Below are 23,964 nucleotides of genomic sequence, written 5' to 3' on the forward strand. Positions count from 1 at the left end.
TTTTTATATATTCGAATGTAAATAAGCATCTTTTAAATAGCCAATCACACCTTCTTCTGAATTTGTAATATTTTGATTATCACGTTTAAATGTGACTTCGTTATTATCATCAATATGATAGAGGACCATGTCATAAGCCGTTAAATTATCCTTACTCGAAACTGGCATTTCTAAAATATTATGTTCGACGATATAGCGATTAAACCAATGCGACGTAAAATCAGAATCAAATAGTATGTGATTTCTAATTGGTCCATCTAAGTTACTTCGCGCATGTTCATCACTAAAAGAAACTGGCATCATGTTGACATTTTTCAAACCAAACTCAGGCACTAATTCATTAAACGCCAAACTATTGAACACAAAAGATTGAGTCATTAATAAGCATTTATTGTAACGTGTCATATCTGCATATATACGATCATTACTAGATAATAAATTGCCTTCAAATACTTCAAAATCTAATTCCTGTGCTCGTTTTGATGTGTTATTAAATAAATTAAAAGTCATAACTGGAATGTGATGTTCCCTCAATTTCGCACCTAAATGAAATGAAAATTCACTTTCTCCAACAATAATGACGCCCGGTGGTTCCGTACTTGAAAGGTGCATCATTTTGCTTAACGGTAGAAAACTAAAGCCATAAATGACCACAGTTATAAATACTAATCCAAATGTAACAGGCGTGATGTATTCTGCCATGGGTGTTCCTTTTTCTACAAATAAGCCTCCAAAGAACTGTGCAACAGTAAGTACGACAATACCTCGTGGTGCCATCATTGAAACCATAGCTCTTTCCCGTTTAGAAATCTCAGTATTCATCGTAGATAACAATATAGAAATAGGTCTGACTAATATAATCATGACTGCACAGAATATAAATAGTTTCCACGATATAATACTTTCTAACACATTTAAAGTTAACGAAGACGTAATTAATATAAAGACGGTAGAAACCATAATAGAAGATGCATTTTCAATAAAATGATCTGATTCTTTAAAGATCAAATCATGACGCTTCATACGTGCCATCATTAACCCAAATATGGTTACCGCAAGTAGCCCTGATTCATGCAATATTTCATCACATATTGCAAAAATAAGTAAAATAAAAACCAATTGGATGGGTGGCATTAAATTTTGTGGAATGAGATCTCTTTTAATGAGCATCATAAATAAATAAGAAGCACCAAAACCTATAACAATGGCAATAACAAAACGTAAAGCAAAACTTAAAATAATTTGAATCTCAAAACCTTGCTCTACGATTTGAAAAACATAAAATGCACCTAACGCTAACATTGGTCCAATAGGATCAAGAATAATACTTTCCCACCTTAAGATGGAATCTACACTTTTCCTAACTTTTGCTTGTTTTAATAATGGCTGAATCACGGTAGGACCCGTAATTAAAAATAAACCACCTAATACAAGTGATATCGTTACTGAGAAACCTAATACAAAATGTAAAGCCATGGATCCTAAAATCCAAGCAATCACTGCCCCCACAGTAATGATTCTTATAACTGCTTTAGAGATACCTTTTAACTCACGAAAATCTAAGTTACTGCTACCTTCAAACAAGATGATTGCAACTGCCAACGAAACGAGTGGGCTAAACACCTCTTGACCCAGACTTTCTTGAGGGTTAATCAATCCAAAAATAGGGCCCACAAGCAACCCTACAATAGCCATAACAACGATGGATGGCCATTTTATTTTATCGGCGAACCATTGGCTAAAAATACCCAACGCTAAAAAGATAACAATGAGTAATGTTAGTGGTAAGTTTAATAAAGTCACTTTGTTCCCTCTCTCTTATACAGATTAAATTTCGTTATCTTCCAAATCACTTTAAACATTTATCACATAATAAATAAACATACTATCAAATTTTTAAATTTAACGCATCCAAAGAACCTTCATCATTTACCCACTTTGATAAACCATTAATCTAAATACGTTTATGTGCGCACTTTTAAGTTCTCTCTAAAAATACAATTGTTCTTATCAAAAATACTTTTTCTTTTCAATTTATTTTATTTTAAGCTAAAATAATAAATTGTGAGTATATATATATGAATGACATTTATATTATCTACACCATTGAAAGGATTTATATGACTATGACAAGTTTAAAAGAAATTATTATTGTGGCATTTGCTTTTGTTGGTGTGGTTGTAGGCGCTGGATTTGCTACAGGTCAAGAAATATTCCAATTCTTTACCAGTAATGGCAATTACAGTATCTGGGGCGTGATTATAACGGGTTGTATTGTCACTCTAGGTGGCATTTTTGTACTCCAAACTGGCTATAAATTAAATGCACATAATCACACTGGACCTATAAAGTATTATTTACCCAAGCGTATTGCCACTTTATTTGATATCATCTTAACTTTATTTCTACTTGCACTCGCTATGATTATGACGGCAGGTGGGGTTTCAACGATTCATGAAAGTTTTAATATACCATATGCATTGAGTTCTGTACTTTTAATTTCAATTATTTTAATAACATTATTCTTAAAATTTGAACGCCTCATCGCAATTCTAGGTATGGTCACACCTTTTTTAGTTATTATCGTTACTATTATTGCTATGTATTATTTAATGACCGGTTCACTCAGCTTTAGTGATCCCAATCAATACGCGAATACCGGGACTCGTTCTGATCAATGGTGGTGGTTCGATGCAATTAACTATGGGAGCTTACAAATTGCAGCAGCGTTCAGCTTTTTATCTGTAATGGGAGGTCGTTTAAAATTTAAATCTTCCTCTGTTTACGGAGGCATGATAGGTGGCTTAATCATTACTTTCCTATTGCTTATGTTAAACTTAGGCATGGTATCGCAATTCTCTCACATAAAAGATGTCGCACTGCCATCACTATTATTAGCAAAAGAAATTTCTCCTATGATTGGTTTATTTATGTCTATCGTTATGATATTAGTTATTTATAATACTGTCGTGGGTCTTATGTATGCATTTGCTTCTAGATTTACAAGACCTTATAGCAAACATTATTATATTATGATTATTTGTATGGCAGTCCTTACCTTTGCTACGACCTTCATTGGGTTTATTGATTTAATAGGAAAAGTATTTCCTGTTATGGGGATCTTTGGTTTTATATTATTATTTCCAATTTTGATAAAAGGTATTTCACGTAAATAACGCCCATTTAAAAATGCTAAACTATTGCTTATTACAATAAAATATCTCTGTAAATGGCAACATCATTAACTTATACGCTATAAGTTAATGATGTTGCCATTATTTTTCTAAAAGCTAGCTTTACATAAGGTTTTGACAGAACTATAATTATTATGAAAAATCTTATAATAAATTAATAGGATATGATGTTAAATTTAGTGTGGTAAGCGCTCTAGTTGCCTATTCTACGCTAGTTTGCTTAAATACGATTTTAATATCATATACTTGTACTATATTTAGTTTTTTATCAAATAAAAGGACAAGAAAGGTGCATCATAATATGAATAGTGACATCCACTACAGAAAATTTATCTTTCCCATATTGATTGGTATCATTATCTGGCTACTTACCCCAATTAGACCAGAAGGCTTAGATGTTGGCGCATGGCATATGTTTGCAATTTTTGTAGCAACAATTATTGGTTGTATTACACAACCTCTTCCAATAGGCGCCGTTGCAATGATTGGTTTTACACTCGCGGTATTAACGCAAACCGTTAAGATAGACACTGCAGTTTCTGGATTTGGAAATAGTAGTATTTGGCTTATAGCAATGGCATTTTTTATTTCAAGAGGATTTGTAAAAACAGGTCTAGGCCGACGCATCGCCTTACAATTTGTTAAATTATTCGGTAAGAAAACTTTAGGCTTGGGCTATTCATTGATTGGTGTAGATTTAATCTTAGCACCTGCCACACCAAGTAATACAGCACGTGCTGGTGGTATTATGTTTCCAATCATTAATGCACTTTCCCGTTCATTTGGATCAAAACCTGAAGATGGTACCCAACGTAAAATGGGTGGATTCCTTATCTTTACAGAATTCCACGGCAACCTTATTACAGCTGCCATGTTTCTTACTGCCATGGCAGGCAACCCTTTGGCTCAATCTTTAGCGAAACATCAAGGCGTAGATATTACCTGGATGCAATGGTTTATTGCAGCACTCATCCCTGGCATCATATCGTTAATCCTTGTGCCATTAATAATTTATAAAATGTATCCTCCAGAAATTAAAGAAACTGCTAATGCGAAATCTTGGGCTCAAAACGAGCTTAAAGATATGGGTAAAATGGCGACCAGTGAAAAATTTATGGTTAGCATCTTTCTCGTTGCACTTGCACTTTGGGTATTAGGTAGTACGTTAAATATCAATGCGACATTAACCGCTTTTATCGCACTATCCTTATTACTCATTACCGGTGTCCTTACTTGGAGTGACGTACTCAAAGAAACTGGTGCTTGGAATACATTAGTATGGTTCTCAATATTAGTAATGATGGCTAACCAACTTAATGAACTGGGCTTTATTCCTTGGCTAAGTAAGTCTATCTCAGGTAGTTTAGGAGGTCTTAGTTGGCCAATCGTGTTAGTACTATTAATCTTATTCTACTTCTATTCTCATTATTTATTTGCTAGTTCAACCGCGCATGTAAGTGCTATGTACTCAGCATTATTAGGCGTCGCTATCGCTACTGGTGCACCACCACTTTTCAGTGCGTTAATGTTAGGTTTCTTCGGTAATTTAATGGCATCTACTACACATTATAGTAGTGGTCCTGCACCTATTTTATATTCAGCAGGCTATGTTTCTCAAAATCGATGGTGGACGATGAATGCCGTACTTGCGATATTTTACTTTATTGTATGGTTAGGTATCGGCTCTTTATGGATGAAACTCATCGGCCTTATGTAACTATAAAGCCCTATGTTATGATTTCAACGACATGATTAATGCTATAGTCATGTAAATGTTTGAAATATACATAGGGCCTTTATTTTTATTTTAACTGTTACACCATGCTTCTACTGTTGTCACATCTGCATAACGCGTTAATATTTTATTGATTAAAAATTGATGTTTTTCTACATCTTGATCGGCCATTGCATCTGATAATAGCGTTAGCTTATAATCTTTGTCTGCCGCTTCAACTGCTGTAGATAATACGACACCGCTCGTACTCACACCTGTAAGTACAAGATGATCAACTTGCAAACCGCGTAATAACACCTCTAAATTACTACCAGTAAACGCACTTAATCGATGCTTCGTTACAAGGGGTTCCTTTGCTTGGCGATTCAATGCTTCAACAATTTGAGTTGATTCATCTTGTTTATTCATAGGCACGCCTTTTGCTTTCATTTGCGAAAACATTTTATTATTTGGTGAAACTTCCATATATTCACCTGTAAACGCAACACGTACAAAAATGACTGCCACACTATTACGACGCGCGTGTTCAATTGCTTTTTGATTATTAGCTATTACATTTTCTTTTTGCTGCAAACCATTTACAATACCATTTTGCATATCCATCACTATCAACGCTTGATGATTCATTATGATCGCCACCTTTTCTATTATCCATATATTATAGTCTAGATTGACTTCATTTTCTAAAATTGAAATCGCCACAAGCCATCTACACTTTGTATCATGTATAACAAATGGTGACTTATATTGGGAAATTATTTAAAAATATTGTTTAATAAGTCTCGACCCGCTACCACACCTGCTTGAGTCAGTTCGTGACTATTCACCCAAACTTGCGTGACATTTGCACCACGGTTTTCGAATAAATCAATGACATTTTGACTATCTTTGCTTGTAACAATTGGGTCATGTTCACCCATTGAAAGTAATACATGCATACCACTTAAATCTTTATCATTCGCATCATTCACCGGATAAAGTGGTGCATATAACAGTGCTGTTTGAAATGAAATGTCCTGATGTAAAATCATGCTGATTGCAATATTAGAACCGTTTGAAAAACCTACAGGAATTGCTAGCGATAAATCAAAACCATAGCGTTCAGCAGCTTCTTTTAAAAATGCAATGAGTCTATCTGTTCGAAAGTTTAAATCCTCTATATCGTATTGTCCTTCACCGTGACGTTTGAAGAAACGGTTCATTCCATTCTCAGATACTTCACCTCTTATACTTAACACATTATACTTAGGGTTAAGTAGCTGACTTAATGGTAATAAATCACTTTCATCTCCACCTGTCCCGTGTAGTAAAATCAATGTAGGTGCATTTGCTTCACCTTCTCTAAAAATATGTTCCATATCAAGTGTGCCTCCTCTTATACCTATTTTCTATATACGAATAGGTGGTAGCAATTGAAGTATCGTTTCTCTTCTGTCTTCAAATTGAGGTGGTAATACTAAATGCGTACCTAATGTTTCAAATCGTTCATCCACTGTAAAACCAGGGCCTTCTGTCGCAAATTCAAAGATAATGCCACCCTGCTCTTTCATATAAATAGCTTTGAAATAGTTGCGATCTTTAACGTCAGTCACATGATAACCTTTACCAGTCATTTTAACTAACCATTCTCGTTGTACTTTATCAGTTGGAACTGACCAAGCAATGTGATGAACAACACCAACACCCCAACGAACATTCATTTGAGCGCTTTCTTTTTTGATAATCACATGATGTTGCCAATGGCCTTTTGTTTCAACATGTACCACATTGTCATCTTCGTTCACTTTATGAAGACCCATATCGTTTACTAGTGTATTCAACGTTGCCTTAGGATGACTAGATAATAAAGTCACCCCATGAAATCCAATGATACTCTGTGCGTCAGTTTGGTCGTTATCGTCATCTGCTTCAACTAATGCTAAAGGTAAGTCATGTGTATCGTTAAATTCTAATGTTTCACGATCAAACAATCTAGTTTCTACTACTTCAATTTGATGTGCTTGTAAATGTGCTTTCCAAATATCCCTTGAGTTTTTAGGTATTCTAAAAGCAATGCGTTCGACTTGCCCATTTCCTTTACGACCTTTATGTGCATTTGGCCAATTGAAAAACGTTAAAATCGTACCATTTTCAATATTTCCATTTGAGAAGTAAAGATGATAAGTGGATGGATCATCATAATTAACCGTTTTTTTAATTAACTTTAGATTTAATACATCTCTGTAAAATCGAATATTTTCTTCTGGATTACCTACAATTGCTGAAATATGATGAATATGTTGAATTGCTTCCATAAAATTACCTCCTTAAATATTTGAATTTAAATTTCCCTTTATATCTTATGCTATGGTGGTTTACTCTAACCAAAAGTCCTTTTATCTGCTTGTATCAAACGGACGTATTTCTGATTCAATATAGGCTCTTTGTGGTTCTAGAAATGGTGGTAAAGCTAGACTTTCACCCAATGTTTCATAAGGCTCATCACCCATAAATCCAGGTCCATCTGTAGAAACTTCAATTAATATATGTCCTATTCGTGCATATAACGCTTCAAAATAAAATCGATCTACTAAACCAGAATTACCGATACCTAATGTTTGATATTTTTCTAACCATTGTACGATTGCTGCATGATCTTTTAGTCTAAATGATACATGATGCACCTCACCATAACCTTGTCTTGCTTCAGGTCCATCTGTATCTTTCCTTAAGATAACTTGCCCCCCATTACCCCCTTCACCGACTTCTAAAATGGCTACTCCGTCTTCTTTAGTTAAGACTGTCATGCCAAATACATCTTCAAGTATTTTCATAAAATCCTCAAAATAACTCACGGTAATTTCGATAGGACCTAGACCATAGATTGCTTTATCCATTGGTACTGGACCATTTTTCCATGGTTTACCTGGTGCCACACCTTTATTATGCTCATCAGACACCAGTTGGTAACTTTGACCATCTACCTCTTCAAACGGTAATACCTTTGTACCAAGGAGTGATTGTATACCCTCATGTTTAATATTAAATTCGTCAAATCGTTGCTCATAATATTCCAACGCTTCATCGTTAGGCACTCTAAATGAAGGACGTGTAATTGAATTTGTACCTGCTGACCCTTTAGGAATATTAGGAAAATCAAAGAATGTCATATCCGTTCCAGGTGAGCCTTCGTCATCCGCAAAAAATGTATGATACGTATAAATATCATCTTGATTTACTGTTTTCTTAACGAGTCTCATACCTAATACTTCTGTGAAAAATTGATAGTTTCTTTCCGCATCATCTGTCATTGCTGTGACATGATGAATACCTAATAATTGGTTATTTGTCATAATAAACGCCTATCCCTTATAATTATCTCGATTTCGAAGTAATTTTTGATAAAAATTTTAAGTGCCCTTTTATTCAATCGGTTGAGCACTTAATTTTTTTAAAGTTGTTTGTAATACCGTTATTTCTTCATCTGTTAGTACTGAAAAAGTAGATTCTAATGTTGATGCATGATCTGGGAATATTTCATCCATCATACTACGTCCCTTATCGGTTAAAGATGCATTCGTCACACGCTTATCTTTCTCATTGCGTTGTCTAACTACACAGCCTTTTTCTTCTAATTTATCTACGACATACGTAATGCTACTACTTGCTATTAATACACGATTACCGATGCGTTGAATGGGTTGGTCACCTTTATTGTAAAGCAACTCCATTACAGCAAATTCTGTTACATTTAATCCATAACGTTGCACATCTGTTTTAACGATTTTCATTAGATGATCTAAGGTTCTATTTAAACCAACAAATGTATTTAAAGATATTTGTGTACGATCCACTTTTTTCACCTACTCCCTAAATTTATTTCGAATTCGAGATGAATTATAATGCGCTATTCACTTTCTGTCAACATATAAGTATAAAAAATATATCACCCACTATAAATTTAGCATTAGTCCGTTTTAAGCACTTTCAGTAAGACATATAAAATAATATATTGAATGTACGTTTCAATGAAAATCAAGCGTTCGGTTTTTCATCATTACTTAAGTGGTATGTATATATTGTGAGGTGCACAATTGAATCAATTATTTATAAACAATGAATTTATAGCAAGTAAATCTACTGACACAATGGATGTTATCAACCCTGCAACAGGAGAAAAAATAGATACGATTACATTTGCAACGGAAGCCGAAGTCAATGATGCTGTAGAAAAATCCAAACAAGCTCAATTATAATGGGAAAAAACACCAGAGCCTACACGCGCTGATCATGTTAAATTGCTCATTCCATTATTAGAACAAAACAAAGATACATTAGCTGAACTTTATGTTAAAGAGCAAGGTAAAACCTTAGCTTCAGCAAAAGGTGAAATTGATAAAGCTATTCAATTCATTGACTATATGACTGGATTGAGTATGAATAATAAAGGAGAAGTTTTACAAAATAGTCGTGAAAATGAAACCATTTTACTAACGAAAAAACCGATTGGTGTAACTGCAGGCATTGTACCTTGGAATGCGCCAATTATGGTCTTGATGAGAAAAGTGATTCCTGCTGTTATTACTGGTTGCTCTGTTGTCATTAAACCAAGTGAAGCAACTTCTTTAATTACATTAAAAATCGCAGAATTACTACGTGCCTCAACGATACCTGCTGGCCTAGTACAAATATTACCAGGTACAGGCGAAACTGTAGGAACGCAACTAGCACAACATCCTGATATCCAACTCATTTCATTAACCGGTAGTATGCGCGCTGGTAAGTCTGTCTATGCTGAAAGTGCCTCTACAGTCAAAAAAGTGAACTTAGAGCTTGGAGGTAACGCGCCAGTTATCGTTACATCAAATGCTGACTTAGATAAAGCCGTTAATTATATTGTTACAGCAAGAATAAATAATGCTGGTCAAGTTTGCACTTGTCCTGAGCGTATTTTTGTCCACCAAGATATTCACGATACATTTATCGACAAATTGAAAGCTCAAATGGAACAATTAACAGTCGGCGATCCATTTGATGAATCTACAGATTATGGTGCCATTATTAATCAACAACAACTTGACAGTATAGATGACAAAGTACAAAATGCTGTAAAAAATGGTGCTCAATTAATCACTGGTGGTCATAAAATTAAGCGTTCTGGTTTCTTTTATGCTCCTACTATTTTAGATCATATCAATCTCGAAGACAGTGCGTTCAAAGAAGAAATATTCGGTCCTGTTTTACCAATTGTGACATATTCTGAATTTGAACATGCGCTTAACCAATCCAATGATACGAATGCAGGCTTATCATCATATATCTTTTCTGAAAACTTAAAAGAAATTATGTTAGCTACTGAAAAACTTAAATTTGGTGAAGTTTATGCCAATTGTGAAGCCGAAGAAGTCGTTAATTATTTTCATGCTGGTTGGAGAGAATCTGGCTTAGGTGGCGCTGATGGTATTCATGGCTTAGAAGAGTATTATAATACAACTGTTTCTTATATTAGATATGATTAACTAACTTAGACCATGTCTTTTGTTAATACCGACTATTATTTTTATAATATAAGTTCATTAGATTGATACTGACGGAAAAGTGCTCAAAATAAAAAAGGTGCACATAGCTTATTTATGACAGTTCATAAATGGTTATGCGCACCTTTTTCTAATTAATGATTTAATGCTTTATCCAATGATTTAATATTTTCTTTCATAAGTGATTGATAGGTTATATCTTTATCATTCATTTCTTTTTTAGATAGTGTAGCCATATTGTGAAAGCTAAGCGGTGTTGTGTTAGATTCTTTCTGAATAACATCTGTTACTTTAGAAGAGATGTTTTGTTCATAAAGCACATACGGTTGTTTTGTATCATCAATGCGCTTAACAATAGCCATTAAATCCCTTTGACTAGGTTCTTCATTATTCATACCACTGACACCTTCTTGCTTAAATCCATAACGATTGGCTAAATAACCAATAGAATCATGCGAAATCACTACTGTATCTCGTTTAGGATTTGAAGTAATATCTTTCATTTCATGATTAATATCATCCAAATCAGCAATAAGTTGTTTATAACGTTTTTCATAATATGCTTTATGGCGTGAATCTTTTTTCACTAAGTCATCCTTAATCGCTTTCACCATCTTTTTGTTTAGAACTGGGTCTAGCCAAATATGTGGATCTTTGCTACCCTCTTCGTGATCATGCCCTTCATGTTCATCGTGTTCTTCATGCGCTTCGTGTCCTTCGTGCTCATGGTCATGTTCATGTTCATGATTTGATAATAAATCAGCTTGCTTTAAATTCGCTGCTACAGGTAATTTTAGATGCTCATTATTGATTGAGCCCGCAATTTTTTTAGCGACAGGATCCATATCTTGATTAGAATAAATAAATAAATCGCTCTTAGCAATATTCACCATTTCTTTTTGTGTTGGCTCAAAAGAATGCATATCTGCGCCAGGCGGATAAATTGATTCAACATCTACATATTTGCCACCAATTTGCTCCGTAAAACTTTGAAAAGCAAAAGCTATTGTATATATTTTAAGTTTATTATTTGTACTGACGTCTTTTTTCTCACTTTTATTGATGTTACCACACGCACTTAATGTAATCATCATTACACATGTCAGCATGATTATTATACTTTTCTTCAAAAAACGCCCCTCCAAATCGAAATTATTTCGTTAAAACTATAAACTTATTTTTGCAATATTTCAATGCTTTTAACTCAATCTATTACATTTCTTCTCATTTCATTCAATCACAAATTGTTTAATAGTCGCTAAAATGTGATATTTAATAACTATAGACAAAAATTAAGGAGCGATATTATGGCTGAAATTAAACAAGGTACAAACAAATTTTACATTGGTGATGACGAAAATAATCCACAAGCTCAAATTACTTTTAACCAACAAAATGATAATCAAATCGATATTGACCACACTGGTGTACCAGAAGAAATGGGTGGCCAAGGTATTGGTTCTCAGTTAGTTAAAGCTGTTGTTGATTACGCACGTGACAATAATTTAAAAGTATCTGCTACATGTCCATTTGCTAAAAGCGTTATTGAAAAACATGATGAATATCAAGATGTGTATGTCGGTTAATCAAACATTGGACCTATTAATATAGGCATAGGACATCGAGTTTCACACTCGTCATCCTATGCCTATACTTATATTTAAATTAATTATGATAACAGTTTTATCCATTCTGTAATAAATACATATTATGATAAATACCTTTTTGTGCTATCAATTGTGCATGCGTACCACGTTCAACAATTTCCCCTTTATTTAATACAAATATTTGATCAGCATCTTGAATTGTAGATAATCGGTGGGCAATCGCTAATGTCGTACGGCCTTTTCTCATTTTATTCAAAGATTGTTGGATTTGTTCCTCTGTTTCTGAATCTATATTCGCTGTGGCTTCATCTAAAATTAGGATTTTAGGATTTGTTGCAATCGTTCTTGCAAAAGCAATCAACTGTCTTTCACCACTTGAAAATGCGCTACCTTTCTCAATCACTTTATGTTGATATTGATTTGGCAGTTTTTCAATAAAATGATTTGCATGAACAAACTCTGCTGCTGCTTTCACTTGTTCAAATGTCATTGACGGATGATAAAGTTTAATATTTGAAGCTATCGTGCCATAGAACATAAAGGCATCTTGTAAAACCAAGCCAATTTTTTCTTTCAATTCTGTTTTTGGTATCTTTTTAATTGAATTGCCGTCTATTTTAATATCACCGCGATTGAATTCATAGAAACGCATGAAGAGATTGATGATAGAACTTTTACCAGAACCTGTATGACCGACAAGCGCAATCATTTCTCCTGGTTTCGCGGTCAAACTAATGTTTTTTAACACGTCTGTTTCTCCGTCATAACTAAAGCTCACATTGTCGAACTCGATTTCACCGGTCTCAATAGCATTGTCATTGTTTGCTTCTTGTTGTGGTTCATACGTATCATCATCGATGAGTGCAAACACTCTACTTGCTGAAACCAGCGCTTGTTGCAGTATATTTAAATTTTGACTTACTTGATTGATAGGTTCAAAAAAACGTTCCATATATTGTACAAAAGCAAACACCACACCTGCAGTGATGCCAGTAGTAAAGCTGATTACTCCAAAGTATCCAAGAATCATTACAACCGCAAAAATTGAAATAGAACTGATTGCAGGGCGAAGTAAAAGACTATCTAATTTAACAGTTTTTAACATATATTGATAATGTTCATCATTAATCTTATTAAATTCTTTATTTAATCGGCGTTCTTGATTAAAGGCTTGGATAATTTTCATGCCTTCTATAGATTCCGCTAACTTCGAATTTAAATCAGATAACCGTTGTCTTGACTTTGAAAATAAAAAAGCAGAATACTTTCTATAACTTGCTAATATTATCATTATGATAGGTAAAAAAATGAGCGCAATTAAAGCTAATTTGACATCTAACACAAACATCATGATGTAACTTGAAATCATCATAAAGAATGCCATTATAAAGGTGGAAAAAACACCTACAATCATATCAACAATCGTTTCTGTATCATTTGTAAGTCGAGAAACAATGCTACCACCAGGTACTTTATCAAAGTATCTCATACCTAATTTACCCAGCTTATTAAATGCATCAATCCTTAATTGTTGAATTACTTTAAATGCTAAATATTGAAATAAATATTGGCTAAAGTAAAGGGTGATAGCGCCAATCAACTGTATGCTAATAAAAATAACAATCAACCATACCATTGTCTCTTTAGGAAAATGGCGTGGTGTCAAATAATCATCGATGAAAATTTTCACCATATAAGGTGTCATCATACTAGCAATCGTTGATAATATGAGCGTAATAAATGCCAAAACAATAATCCATTTATAGGGTAAGGTGTATTTAAATAACCTAATGAGTGCGCTACCTTGATCTTTTGCTGTTAGATTAGCATTTTCAGTCATTTTCACCATCCCCTTTCGTTAGACTATCCAAGTTGCGAGACAGTTGCTCTTGTAATGCTTGAGCCTGGTAAGTATCGTAATACCAACCTTTTTTACTCATCAGTGTTGCGTGATTACCACGCTCGATGATACGGCCTTCATTCATTACTATAATTAAATCGGCGTGTTTTACAGCACTCATTCTATGTGCCGTTATAATATTGGTCTTACCGCTTCTCAGACGTTCCAAATTTTCTAATATGGCTTCTTCTGTTTGTGCATCTACTGCTGATAATGAATCATCTAAAATGAGTATTTCTGGATTAACGAGTAGCGCACGTGCAATAGAAACACGTTGCTTTTGACCACCTGATAACGATACACCACGTTCTCCTACTACGGTTTGGTAATCTTTAGAAAATTGCATGATATCATCGTGAATGTGACTAAGCTTGCTAGCTTCAAATATTTTCTCATCGTCAATCGTTTCATTACTAAATGCAATATTATTACGTATGGTTGTTGAAAATAAAAAATGTTCTTGTGGCACATAACCAAATTGAGCTCTTAATGACTCAACATTGTAATCACGAATGGGATGTCCACCAAATTCAATATCTTGAGCGTGTTGTGTATCAAATTCTCGTAATAATAACCTAATTAATGCACTCTTACCTGAACCTGTACGACCAACAATACCAACTGTAGAACCTTCTTTAATTGTAAAATGAATATCATAAATACCTTGATCCTCATTACCCGGGAAATAAAACTGATTTATATTAAACCTTATATCCCCTTGAGGACGTTCATCAATGACATATGAAGTATCGATATCATTAGGTAGTTCGCCAATTTCCTCAATACGTTCATATGATGCTTTAGCTCTTTGGACAATATTAAAAAACAGGCCTAGCGCTAGTAAAGGCCATACCAGCATGCCAAGATATGTATTAAATGTGATTAACTGCCCCAAGCTGATATCATTATGAAAAACCATCTGCGCACCGAATGCGATCGATAAGAAATAACTCATACCTATGACTAAAGTAATCGTTGGATCAAAAAGTGCATCTATTTTTGATACTTTCAAATTTTTCGCAACAACATCATCACTTAAATGCTTAAAATCCGCCTGATCACTTGGTTCATAGCCAAACGTTTTGGTTACTTTGATACCTGCCACACTCTCTTGCGTCTTATCATTTAGTTTACTAAACGCAGCTTGTGCTTTTTTAAATCCTTTACTTAGTAGCGAACCATAAATGCTGGTAAGCAATACCATAAATGGAAGTGGAATCATGGCAATCAACGTTAATTTCCAACTGACTGTTGTTGCCATCGTGATGATGACTGTGCCACCAGTTATCAATGAATCTGCAATCATTAAAATACCTGCACCTGCAGCATTTTGAACAGCTCTGATATCATTCGTAGCATGTGCCATCAGATCACCTGTTCTTCTATTTTGGAAAAAGATAGCACTCATTTCTGTATATTTTTTATATAGATAGGTCCTTAATATCTTACCTAATTTTTGACTTGTTCCAAATATAGATAATCTCCATACATATCTAAGAACGTAAGTTAATATTGCAGTAATAACAAGTATGAATAAATAAATGGCTAATAATCGAGGCGTTAATCTATTAGAAGTCATCTCATCAATTGTACGACCAATGATTTGAGGCGGTACAATTTCAATTAATGCGATTAACAATAAGGTGCCTAAGCCTATGAGATAACTCATTTTTTGTTGTTTAAAAAACCAACCTAATTTCAAGAATACTTTCATCACGCCACCTCCATAAAATCATGATTTAATACCAAATCTATCAATTATTATGGACATCCATGCTTTATATCAGTCCATACAATACGTGTCTCATATTTTACCACAACTTAACATCTGTAAATAGAATGGATATATTACACACTAACTATCCACAGATTTCCATTGAATTTAAAAAATGAACTTGAGACATTTGCCATATCTCAAGTTCTAGCCTGGTATTGTGCTATTGTTAACCTAGTTTGCATTTTTACGTTGTTTTTCCTGAAATTCATAAAACACTTGGAACAATAGTATTAACATAGTCGGATGATATGTTTCCGTTTCTATATACACATCGTGCCTGGAAGCAAATCGCTCTGATTTTGTTTGCATAATTTCTTGATTACTCTCTGTCACCTTTACACTTCTCGAAAAAAATCCTGACTGAAATTTTATTATATCTCCTTGAGTCCCTTCAAAATACATAGTTGGTTTGAGCCCCACTTTCGAACGAAATAGGCCTATGGGTTGATTATTCTTTTCAACTGTCCAAACTGTCTTAAAAGGTTTTTTAATAGCACCACTTATCGCGCCCTCTTGCAACACACCATAGGTGTCTTGGCCATCTGTAATCTCAAAGTTCTGCTTGTTATTACCTAAATATGCCATTGTTTGTTGTACAGCCGACGTATAAAACAGTTCGATGGTAAACACTACATCTTCTTTATCATTATAAATTTCTATCGCTGAGCTAGAAGCATTGAAAAAGTTTTCTTTAAAATAATAGTGTGTCATCTATAACATCCTATTCTTTTGGATTTAATACATTGCGTTATACCCATTTTACAAAAATGAATCTTTTAATGCCACCAAATATATTTCTTATACTTTCCAAGCTTTGTGTATTGACTTAGTATATTTTTTATACTAGAATTCAACTTGTAATAATTATAAATACATGTAATGAATAAGGAGCTAAATTATGACTTTCCACGATAAAAATGCAACGCAAGTAACAAATATCACATTAAACGTCTCAGATTTGAAAAATATGATTAAATTCTACACACAAATTTTAGGGTTAACTATTAAACACGAAACAAATCATGCCGTTACCTTTAATGTCGGCGCACATGGACATACGCTAACACTAAATGAAATAGAAAACGGACGTCGTCCCTCTATGAGAGAATCAGGACTATTTCACATGGCGCTCTTATTACCGACGCGTCAAGATCTCGGTAATTTCTTATATCATGCTGCAAGTACAGGTGTTCAAGTTGGCGGTGGCGATCACCTTGTCAGTGAGGCGCTCTATTTTGCAGACCCTGAAGGTAATGGGATTGAAATTTATTATGATAGACCTAAAGCAGGTTGGATTTGGAATGACAATAAAGTGAAGATGGATACGCTCGAAGTCGATGCGAATAACTTAGTTGAACAAAGAAGTGAAAATGGATGGCAAGGTATGCCAGATGATGCAAAAATTGGTCACCTACACTTAAAAGCTGCTGATATAGGTCAATCCCGTCATTATTATCTCGACGAACTCGGCTTAGACCACGTTTCTGATTTACCACAGGCTGTATTTATGTCAACTAATCATTACCACCACCACATTGCTTTTAATACTTGGCAATCTAATATGTTACGCCAAAACAATAGCCAAAGTTTAGGCTTAACACATATAGAAATATATAAACCAAATGCACAAGAAACACAATTTATTGGACCAGAAGGTTTCGAAATTTTAGTTCATAGCAATACACATCTCGTTGCTGATAAAGACTAATTGATGCTAGGAAGATGTTATGACATTGATTGCAAAAGCAGTGTTCATTCAAGTTAAATGCGCACTGCTTTTTATTGTTTTCAGAAACGATATCGGCGTTTCTTTTTGACTTATGATAAACATCTACCCTATATTAAATATATAATCATTTTTATTACTAAGTTAATAAATAAGGGATGTTATATTTATTATGAAAATTACTAAAATATTGAATAACAATGTGGTTATTTCAAAGATTAACAATGAAGAACGTATCGTCATGGGAAAAGGGATTGCCTTTGGCAAACAAAATGGTCAAGAGCTAGAAAAAGACAAAATTGATAAAGTTTTTAGACTCACAAGCGAAGAACAAGAACGTATGCTCACGTTACTTAATGAAATCGATCAAAATGTCTTATTAACGACTCAAGATATTATTATCAAAGCCAATCAGCTTTATGAAAAACCTATGTAGAATCTATTTACCTATCACTAACGGACCACATAGATTACGCTATTAAAAGAACCAGAGAAGGTCACATTATTAAAAATCCATTATTATACGAAATCAACAGACTCTATCCTAAAGAATATGATTTATCAATAAACGCAGTTGAGACCATTAACCGCCGCTTTGATATTCAGTTACCTAAAGATGAGGCTGGATTTATTGCTATGCATATTGTCAACGCAAGTATGGATGAAAATATCGCAAATATATATGAAATCACAAAGATTACCAAAAGTATTTTAGATATTGTGCGCTATCACTTTAATTTACACATTAATGAAGATGCCCTAAGCTACTCCAGATTTATGACTCACCTCAAATTTTTCAGCCAAAGGTTAATTAACCATGAGTCACTAAACGAAGTGACTGATGAATCATTGCTACAAGTATTGCAACAAAAACATGTGAAATCCGATGCATGTGTAGATAAAAAATCCTTACTTAGAAGCATCCGATTGGGGCTGGCAAATCGATTCAATTGGACTCAGAGTCGTCTTAAATGAATTGTGGGACCGTTATAATAAACCGTTATTCATTGTTGAAAATGGGTTAGGTGCAAAAGACACTATTGAAGATGGCCAAATTCATGATAATTATCGCATTGATTATTTACAAAAACATATTGCTGAAGCAAAAAGAGCCGTTGAAGATGGCGTTGATTTAATGGGTTACCTTGCATGGGGGCCTATTGATTTAGTATCAATGTCAACGAGTGAAATAACTAAACGCTATGGCTTCATTTATGTAGATCAAGATGATTACGGTCAAGGTACTAAAAAACGTATTAAAAAAGATTCTTTTGACTGGTATAAAGCTTTAATTCAATCGAATGCACGTGATTTATAATATAAAAAGCTTGGTGCAACTGCACCAAGCTTGTCTTCATTTATTCTAACCATTCTACGATATCATCTTGTGTTTGGCGTACTTTATCTTTCGGTTCCGTTTCTCTATAACCAAAAGCCACCATAACAGATGGCGCAAAATGCGCTTCGTCTATAATGCCTTCATCAGTTAAAAATTGTGTGACCGCATCTAAATCAAAGCCTTCTATTGGACATGAATCGATATTTAATAATGCTGCACTTGTCATCATGTTACCCAGTGCAATATAAGTCTGTTTTCTCGCCCAATCTAATAAAGATTGGTCATTGTCATTAATGTGAAAGTTAGTTTGAAAATCATCAAATTTCTTTTCTGTAGCTGGAATGCTCGCTTCACTATATTTTTTTACATTTCTTATCATATGTTGTACGTAATCTGATTGTGAAGTTACATTTTTGCGTGCTAAAATTAATACAAAATGACTTGCTGTATCAAGTTGCCCTTGTGCACCCCAACTGATTGCTTTAAGTTTATCTCTAATTTCACGATTTTGAATAACTACAAATCTCCAAGGCTCTAAGCCTAATGAACTGGGTGAAAGTCTCCCCGTTTCTAAAATTGTATTAAAATCACTCTCTGAAATTTTTTTGTTTGCATCAAAGCGTTTTGTTGCATGTCTAAAATTAAAAGCATCTAAAATCGTTTGTTGCATTTGAGTCATCACTTTTTGAAACCTACCTTTCAAATTAATCATTTATATATGTAGTATAGCTATTTTGAAATTCGTATTAAAACAATATGTTTATAACACAATCAAATCGGTTTGTTTAATACTTCGGATTCAATCACGCTTAACACACCTTGCTTATCATTTGAGGGTGCCACATGTTTTGCTGCTTCAAACAACGAATGATCTTCACTATTCTCCATCACATAACTATGCTCGGCTAATAGCAACATATCTAAATCATTATTTGCATCACCAAATGCCATTAATTCTGACGCGTCGAGTTGCCATGTGTTCAATAAACGTTTTAATGCGTTCCCTTTTGTTACACCAGGGATAATGATATCAATACTATCATGTCCACTAGATACAAATTCTAACTTACCATTAAAACGCGCTTTAAGATCCTCATCAAGTGTAGGATGCGTCTCACGATTTATGTTAAATGCTATCTTCACATACTCATCTTCGGGTAAGTGTTGTAAAGAATGAATTTCTTCTAATTGACGATAATAAAAATGTGCATCTTTTTTAAACGACTCAGGATTTTCCTTTAAAATATAGGCACTACTTAATCCGCATACAATTAAGTTATTGATACCTCTTTCAATATTTAAATAATCTACCACTTGCTGATAAAAGTCTCTATCGAATGTTTGATAATCATATAATTTATCCCCTTCATAAATAACCGCACCATTTTCTGCCACAAAGTACATCGCTCGTTCTCCGAAAATTGATTTCAATTTCGCATATTGGTTACCACTAGCAGCTATAAACTTAATCTGCTGCGTTTTTAATTGCTGAAATATACGTTCAAATCGTTCTTCATCGTATGTTTTTTGCGTATTTAAAAATGTACCATCCATATCAACTGCAATTGCTTTTATCATAGTGTCCCCTCAAATCTTTAAATTTATATGTTTATCTATTATTATATCGACATTGTAGTTTGATTCAAAGTAAATCCCTTACATAATAGCTGAATTCATAAAAAAACAGAGTCAAACAGCAATCCCTTTTAATAAGATTTCGCTTGTTCCACCCTGTAGGTATGAACCCATATTATAAATACCTATACTTTACCGCTTCAATTTAATCATGTTAAATATAACCATAAACGAAAAAATTTGTCTTAGATTATCTTTAATTACTTGTTTAATGATTGAATAAAGTTCAAATAATCTTGCGTATTCTCTTCTAATTGACTAGGCGCAATAGTAAATGCACTGTATAGCTTATGCGCACCAACATAGTTTGCAGATACAAATCGTGTCGTTGCAATCATCGGACTCACTAATTCATCAATTGTAAATTTCACATTACCTTCTGGTGTATAGGCTTCTGCTATTGACCCAATAGAAATCGCCAATCCTATATTCTTTCCTTTTAAGGCGTCTCCTTTAGAACCATATGCCCAACCATGTGTAAAGACTTCATCTAAGTACTGTTTCATTAATGGTGGAGAACTATACCAATATAATGGATATTGAAAAATAATATGATCATGCGCTTCTATCAGTTTTTGTTCTTTTTCGATATCAATTTTGCCATGTGGATATTCTGGATAGATTTCATGTACTGTGACAGACTCACCTATCTTAGAAAGTGCATCTCTCCAATGCTTATTCACAGTTGAATTGCTAATATCTGGATGTGCAATAATGACTAATGTAGACATTTGGTCAGTACCTCACTTTTTTAAATTTAATAAGTATATATTAATCGCATATGACTCAAATTGAAAATTTTTTGCCTAATTTAACTAAATCTTTTTAAAATTATTTAATTTTTCATATTTATTTCAAAAAAAGTTCATCTACTGTCACATCAAATAACTTCGCGAGTTTAAATGCTAATGACAATGAAGGGTCATATTTAGCATTTTCTATAGCATTGATTGTTTGCCTAAAAACATTTAATTGCTTAAAATCCCTTAAGAAACACCAACTTCCATTCTGTCTAAGCTGTTAACAAAAATACATTAATATTTTTGAAATTAATAAAAAGCTTACCAGTGTGTACTACACTGATAAGCTTTACTTATCTATTTCTTCACATGTATTTTAGAAACGTAATTTGATTTTTCTTTAATATCAAAAATAGTTAAGCCAACAATATCTTTTTTCTTACCAGGTATTACAATACTGATTAGATAAGAGAAGATAAATGCAACTAGGAATGAAATAATGGATACAAAGAATGGCGAATTGCCACCGCCAATACCATTGAAGATATAAGCGAAGATAATACCTAACGCCAAACCGCATATAACGCCTAGGGTATTTGTTCGTTTCGTAAAGATACCTACAGCAAATACACCCGCCAATGGCACACCTACAAGGCCCGTAATTAATAGGAATAAATCCCATAAGTCATTAGAATCTGAAGCAATTAAGTAGATAGACATACCAAATCCAAATAAACCAGAAAGTATAATCATCCATCTAGCAAAAGTAACTTCGTCTTTCTCTTTACCTTTACCGAAAAATCTATGTTAGATATCGACAGATAAACAAGCTGAAATTGAATTTAAGCTTGATGAAATTGTAGATTGTGCAGCTGCAAATATTGTTGCAATAAGTAATCCGGCAATAAATGGTGGCATTTCTGTCAGTATGAAATAAGGTACAATCGATGATGTATTAAAACCTTCTGGCAAAGCACTTTCATGTGTGTAGAAGGAATAAAGCATTGTCCCCATACCATAAAATAATGGGGCTGAAATCAATGCCAAAACACCATTCATCCATAATGATTTTTTCGTTTCAGACATGGATTCAGATGCTTGATAACGTTGTATAACATCTTGACTTGCAGTATATTGATGCAAATTATTAAATATATTCCCTAAGAAAATAATAGGAATTGCTGCCGCGGCAGTATTAAACTTCCAATTATCTGCACTGATTAATTTTTTATGATCTAGCGCGTCCGTCACTACAGTTCCCATACCACCTTTGATATGTACAATACCCAAGATAATGATTGCTGCAGCACCACCTAATAGGATGACCCCTTGAATGAAGTCACTCCATACCACACCTTCAAAACCATCAAGGAATGTATAAAGAATACACAATATCCCTACTAGACTCGCTACGACATAAGGATTTAAATCAGAAACCGCAGTAATCGCTAGCGTCGGTAAATAAATCACAATAGCTACCCTTCCTAAATGGAACAATACAAATAGCAACGACCCAATCACACGGACACTCGGCCCAAATCGTGCTTCTAAATATTCATAAGCTGATGTCACCTTTAATTTTTTAAAGAATGGTACATAAAAATAAATTAACAATGGAATAATAGCTACAATAGCGATATTGCCAGCTATGTAAGACCAATCTGTTAAAAATGCTTTTTCTGGTGTCGACATAAATGTAATCGCACTTAATGTCGTTGCATAGATAGAGAACCCAACTGCCCACGAAGGCAAACGGCCACTAGCTGTAAAGAAACTATCTGTGTTTTGACTTGCTCGTTTTGTAAAATACGCACCCACCAATAACATTAATACGAGATAAACTATTACAGCTACCCAGTTCCACGTCCCAAAACCTACTTGTTGCATTTACTTCATCCCCTTACGCGATGTCTTATAAATTATAGTCTTTAATCAGTTTGTCTAATTTACTTCTGTTTGCTTCGTTAAATGGTTTAAATGGACGTTTAGGTACGCCACCGTCAATACCACGTGATGCTAAAATCTCTTTTAACGTAGAATAAATCCCCATAGATAATACATTTTCGATAATATTATTGGTTTCGTGTTGAATTTCATAAGCTTCCGCAATATTGCCATTTTGCGCTTTTTCAAATATTTGTCTTGCACGCACACCATTGACATTATAGGTTGAACCAATTGCACCATCTACGCCTGATACTGCTGCTTGAACTAACATTTCATCAAATCCTGATAAGATTAATTTATCTGGAAAAGCTTTACGAATTCTTTCTAATAAGAAGAAGTTTGGCGCTGTATACTTCACACCAATGATTCTTTCATGGTTGAAAAGTTCACCAAATTGTTCAATCGAAATATTTACACCCGTTAAATCTGGAATTGCATAAATAGTTAAGTTATTTTGTGTAGCTTCAATAAGTTCAAAATAATAGTCTTTAATTTCTTCAAATGAAAATGGATAATAGAATGGTGTGACTGCAGATATCGCATCATACCCAAGTTCTGTAGCATACTTACCAAGTTCAATCGCTTCATTTAAGTCTAATGAGTCAACTTGCGCAATCATTTTCACATCGTCATTGACCGCTTCTTTTGCGACTTTGAAGACTTGTTTCTTTTGTTCTTTACTGAGCAAGAAATTCTCACCTAAACTACCATTAACATATAAGCCATCTAATTTTTCTGTCTCAATCGCATTTTTGGCAATTTGTGCTAACCCTTCTTCTTTCACTTGTCCATTTTCATCAAATGGTACTAATAATGCTGCATATAATCCTTTAAATTTATCTTCCATG

The 23,964-nt window shown here is 33.9% G+C and carries 20 protein-coding genes and 5 pseudogenes; 9 read left to right on the plus strand and 16 right to left on the minus strand.

The annotated features are described in order from the left end of the window. Positions 1 to 3 precede the first annotated feature (3 nt). Positions 4 to 1,803, minus strand: a complete 1,800-nt coding sequence (locus tag L987_RS10585; protein ID WP_047504572.1) for a cation:proton antiporter — start codon at positions 1,801 to 1,803, stop codon at positions 4 to 6. 323 nt (positions 1,804 to 2,126) lie between these two features. Between L987_RS10585 and L987_RS10590 the strand changes: the two genes are divergently transcribed. Next, a complete protein-coding gene (locus L987_RS10590; RefSeq protein ID WP_011302370.1) occupies positions 2,127 to 3,176 on the plus strand; it encodes a YkvI family membrane protein in 1,050 nt (349 codons plus the stop codon). Between the two features lie 319 nt (positions 3,177 to 3,495). Further along, a complete protein-coding gene (locus L987_RS10595; RefSeq protein WP_047504574.1) occupies positions 3,496 to 4,911 on the plus strand; it encodes an anion permease in 1,416 nt (471 codons plus the stop codon). Positions 4,912 to 5,001: 90 nt separating this feature from the next. On the opposite strand, the gene L987_RS10600 is transcribed toward L987_RS10595, so the two are convergent. The 5 genes from L987_RS10600 to L987_RS10620 form a co-directional block, all read right to left on the minus strand. Further along, positions 5,002 to 5,556: a cysteine hydrolase family protein gene (locus L987_RS10600; RefSeq protein WP_011302368.1), complete on the minus strand. Its 555-nt coding sequence runs from the start codon at positions 5,554 to 5,556 to the stop codon at positions 5,002 to 5,004. A gap of 128 nt (positions 5,557 to 5,684) precedes the next feature. After that, a complete protein-coding gene (mhqD, locus tag L987_RS10605) occupies positions 5,685 to 6,287 on the minus strand; it encodes a methylhydroquinone degradation carboxylesterase MhqD (protein ID WP_011302367.1) in 603 nt (200 codons plus the stop codon). Positions 6,288 to 6,317: 30 nt separating this feature from the next. Continuing rightward, on the minus strand, positions 6,318 to 7,223 hold the full coding sequence (locus L987_RS10610) for a VOC family protein (protein WP_011302366.1): 906 nt from the start codon (positions 7,221 to 7,223) through the stop codon (positions 6,318 to 6,320). An 81-nt stretch (positions 7,224 to 7,304) separates the two neighbouring features. Further along, positions 7,305 to 8,261 carry a ring-cleaving dioxygenase MhqE gene (gene mhqE, locus L987_RS10615; RefSeq protein ID WP_047504577.1) on the minus strand — a complete coding sequence of 319 codons (957 nt, stop codon included), beginning with the start codon at positions 8,259 to 8,261 and terminating at the stop codon, positions 7,305 to 7,307. Positions 8,262 to 8,330: 69 nt separating this feature from the next. Continuing rightward, positions 8,331 to 8,762 carry a MarR family winged helix-turn-helix transcriptional regulator gene (locus tag L987_RS10620; protein ID WP_011302364.1) on the minus strand — a complete coding sequence of 144 codons (432 nt, stop codon included), beginning with the start codon at positions 8,760 to 8,762 and terminating at the stop codon, positions 8,331 to 8,333. 240 nt (positions 8,763 to 9,002) lie between these two features. On the opposite strand from L987_RS10620, the pseudogene aldA reads away from it, so the two are divergent. After that, positions 9,003 to 10,427: pseudogene (gene aldA, locus L987_RS10625) on the plus strand (aldehyde dehydrogenase). Positions 10,428 to 10,579: 152 nt separating this feature from the next. On the opposite strand, the gene L987_RS10630 reads toward aldA, so the two are convergent. Continuing rightward, on the minus strand, positions 10,580 to 11,575 hold the full coding sequence (locus tag L987_RS10630) for a metal ABC transporter solute-binding protein, Zn/Mn family (protein WP_011302362.1): 996 nt from the start codon (positions 11,573 to 11,575) through the stop codon (positions 10,580 to 10,582). A 174-nt stretch (positions 11,576 to 11,749) separates the two neighbouring features. On the opposite strand from L987_RS10630, the gene L987_RS10635 reads away from it, so the two are divergent. Beyond that, on the plus strand, positions 11,750 to 12,031 hold the full coding sequence (locus tag L987_RS10635) for a GNAT family N-acetyltransferase (protein ID WP_172439371.1): 282 nt from the start codon (positions 11,750 to 11,752) through the stop codon (positions 12,029 to 12,031). Between the two features lie 97 nt (positions 12,032 to 12,128). On the opposite strand, the gene L987_RS10640 is transcribed toward L987_RS10635, so the two are convergent. The 3 genes from L987_RS10640 to L987_RS10650 form a co-directional block, all read right to left on the minus strand. After that, the gene (locus L987_RS10640) at positions 12,129 to 13,892 is read right to left on the minus strand and encodes an ABC transporter ATP-binding protein (protein ID WP_041079312.1); all 1,764 of its coding nucleotides are present in this window, start codon (positions 13,890 to 13,892) and stop codon (positions 12,129 to 12,131) included. Further along, a complete protein-coding gene (locus tag L987_RS10645) occupies positions 13,885 to 15,666 on the minus strand; it encodes an ABC transporter ATP-binding protein (RefSeq protein WP_047504580.1) in 1,782 nt (593 codons plus the stop codon). Before L987_RS10645 ends, L987_RS10640 begins: the two co-directional genes overlap by 8 nt. Positions 15,667 to 15,900: 234 nt before the next feature. Continuing rightward, entirely contained in the window at positions 15,901 to 16,440 is a 540-nt protein-coding gene (locus tag L987_RS10650) for a tubby C-terminal domain-like protein (RefSeq protein ID WP_047504582.1), read from the minus strand. 187 nt (positions 16,441 to 16,627) lie between these two features. On the opposite strand from L987_RS10650, the gene L987_RS10655 reads away from it, so the two are divergent. The 5 genes and pseudogenes from L987_RS10655 to L987_RS10670 all read left to right on the plus strand — a co-directional run. Then, on the plus strand, positions 16,628 to 17,437 hold the full coding sequence (locus L987_RS10655; protein WP_047504584.1) for a VOC family protein: 810 nt from the start codon (positions 16,628 to 16,630) through the stop codon (positions 17,435 to 17,437). A 190-nt stretch (positions 17,438 to 17,627) separates the two neighbouring features. Then, a complete protein-coding gene (locus tag L987_RS10660; RefSeq protein WP_011302357.1) occupies positions 17,628 to 17,891 on the plus strand; it encodes a CAT RNA binding domain-containing protein in 264 nt (87 codons plus the stop codon). A gap of 41 nt (positions 17,892 to 17,932) precedes the next feature. Beyond that, positions 17,933 to 18,049 (plus strand): annotated as a pseudogene (locus tag L987_RS14415) (PRD domain-containing protein); the annotation flags it as partial. A gap of 42 nt (positions 18,050 to 18,091) precedes the next feature. Next, entirely contained in the window at positions 18,092 to 18,430 is a 339-nt protein-coding gene (locus L987_RS13945) for a PRD domain-containing protein (RefSeq protein ID WP_011302356.1), read from the plus strand. After that, positions 18,354 to 18,773, plus strand: a pseudogene (locus L987_RS10670) (family 1 glycosylhydrolase); the annotation flags it as partial. The gene L987_RS13945 and the pseudogene L987_RS10670, both read left to right, overlap by 77 nt. A gap of 40 nt (positions 18,774 to 18,813) precedes the next feature. Here the strand turns inward: L987_RS10670 and L987_RS10675 are convergent. The 6 genes and pseudogenes from L987_RS10675 to L987_RS10695 all read right to left on the minus strand — a co-directional run bounded on the left by L987_RS10675 (position 18,814) and on the right by L987_RS10695 (position 23,963). Continuing rightward, positions 18,814 to 19,473 carry an NAD(P)H-dependent oxidoreductase gene (locus L987_RS10675; protein ID WP_037537761.1) on the minus strand — a complete coding sequence of 220 codons (660 nt, stop codon included), beginning with the start codon at positions 19,471 to 19,473 and terminating at the stop codon, positions 18,814 to 18,816. Positions 19,474 to 19,565: 92 nt separating this feature from the next. After that, positions 19,566 to 20,372 (minus strand): Cof-type HAD-IIB family hydrolase, encoded by an 807-nt coding sequence (locus L987_RS10680; protein ID WP_002482337.1) that lies wholly within the window; start codon positions 20,370 to 20,372, stop codon positions 19,566 to 19,568. 257 nt (positions 20,373 to 20,629) lie between these two features. Next, positions 20,630 to 21,160: an NAD(P)H-dependent oxidoreductase gene (locus L987_RS10685; protein WP_011302353.1), complete on the minus strand. Its 531-nt coding sequence runs from the start codon at positions 21,158 to 21,160 to the stop codon at positions 20,630 to 20,632. 118 nt (positions 21,161 to 21,278) lie between these two features. Further along, a pseudogene (locus L987_RS13540) lies at positions 21,279 to 21,407 on the minus strand (helix-turn-helix transcriptional regulator); the annotation flags it as partial. 119 nt (positions 21,408 to 21,526) lie between these two features. Next, positions 21,527 to 23,056: pseudogene (locus L987_RS10690) on the minus strand (sodium:solute symporter). A 25-nt stretch (positions 23,057 to 23,081) separates the two neighbouring features. Beyond that, a complete protein-coding gene (locus L987_RS10695; RefSeq protein ID WP_047504589.1) occupies positions 23,082 to 23,963 on the minus strand; it encodes an N-acetylneuraminate lyase in 882 nt (293 codons plus the stop codon). Position 23,964: the final 1 nt, after the last annotated feature.

It is taken from the genome of Staphylococcus sp. ZWU0021 (assembly GCF_000798895.1).
Classification (GTDB): Bacteria; Bacillota; Bacilli; order Staphylococcales; family Staphylococcaceae; genus Staphylococcus; species Staphylococcus saprophyticus.

Coding starts and splice junctions, on each gene's coding strand:
- L987_RS10590 (WP_011302370.1), top strand. CDS start 2,127: ATGACAAGTTTAAAAGAAATTATTATTGTGGCATTTGCTTTTGTTGGT.
- L987_RS10595 (WP_047504574.1), top strand. CDS start 3,496: ATGAATAGTGACATCCACTACAGAAAATTTATCTTTCCCATATTGATT.
- L987_RS13945 (WP_011302356.1), top strand. CDS start 18,092: ATGCATATTGTCAACGCAAGTATGGATGAAAATATCGCAAATATATAT.
- L987_RS10655 (WP_047504584.1), top strand. CDS start 16,628: ATGACTTTCCACGATAAAAATGCAACGCAAGTAACAAATATCACATTA.
- L987_RS10660 (WP_011302357.1), top strand. CDS start 17,628: ATGAAAATTACTAAAATATTGAATAACAATGTGGTTATTTCAAAGATT.
- L987_RS10695 (WP_047504589.1), bottom strand. CDS start 23,963: ATGGAAGATAAATTTAAAGGATTATATGCAGCATTATTAGTACCATTT.
- L987_RS10650 (WP_047504582.1), bottom strand. CDS start 16,440: ATGACACACTATTATTTTAAAGAAAACTTTTTCAATGCTTCTAGCTCA.
- L987_RS10680 (WP_002482337.1), bottom strand. CDS start 20,372: ATGATAAAAGCAATTGCAGTTGATATGGATGGTACATTTTTAAATACG.
- mhqD (WP_011302367.1), bottom strand. CDS start 6,287: ATGGAACATATTTTTAGAGAAGGTGAAGCAAATGCACCTACATTGATT.
- mhqE (WP_047504577.1), bottom strand. CDS start 8,261: ATGACAAATAACCAATTATTAGGTATTCATCATGTCACAGCAATGACA.
- L987_RS10640 (WP_041079312.1), bottom strand. CDS start 13,892: ATGACTGAAAATGCTAATCTAACAGCAAAAGATCAAGGTAGCGCACTC.
- L987_RS10600 (WP_011302368.1), bottom strand. CDS start 5,556: ATGAATCATCAAGCGTTGATAGTGATGGATATGCAAAATGGTATTGTA.
- L987_RS10685 (WP_011302353.1), bottom strand. CDS start 21,160: ATGTCTACATTAGTCATTATTGCACATCCAGATATTAGCAATTCAACT.
- L987_RS10645 (WP_047504580.1), bottom strand. CDS start 15,666: ATGAAAGTATTCTTGAAATTAGGTTGGTTTTTTAAACAACAAAAAATG.
- L987_RS10610 (WP_011302366.1), bottom strand. CDS start 7,223: ATGGAAGCAATTCAACATATTCATCATATTTCAGCAATTGTAGGTAAT.
- L987_RS10675 (WP_037537761.1), bottom strand. CDS start 19,473: ATGACTCAAATGCAACAAACGATTTTAGATGCTTTTAATTTTAGACAT.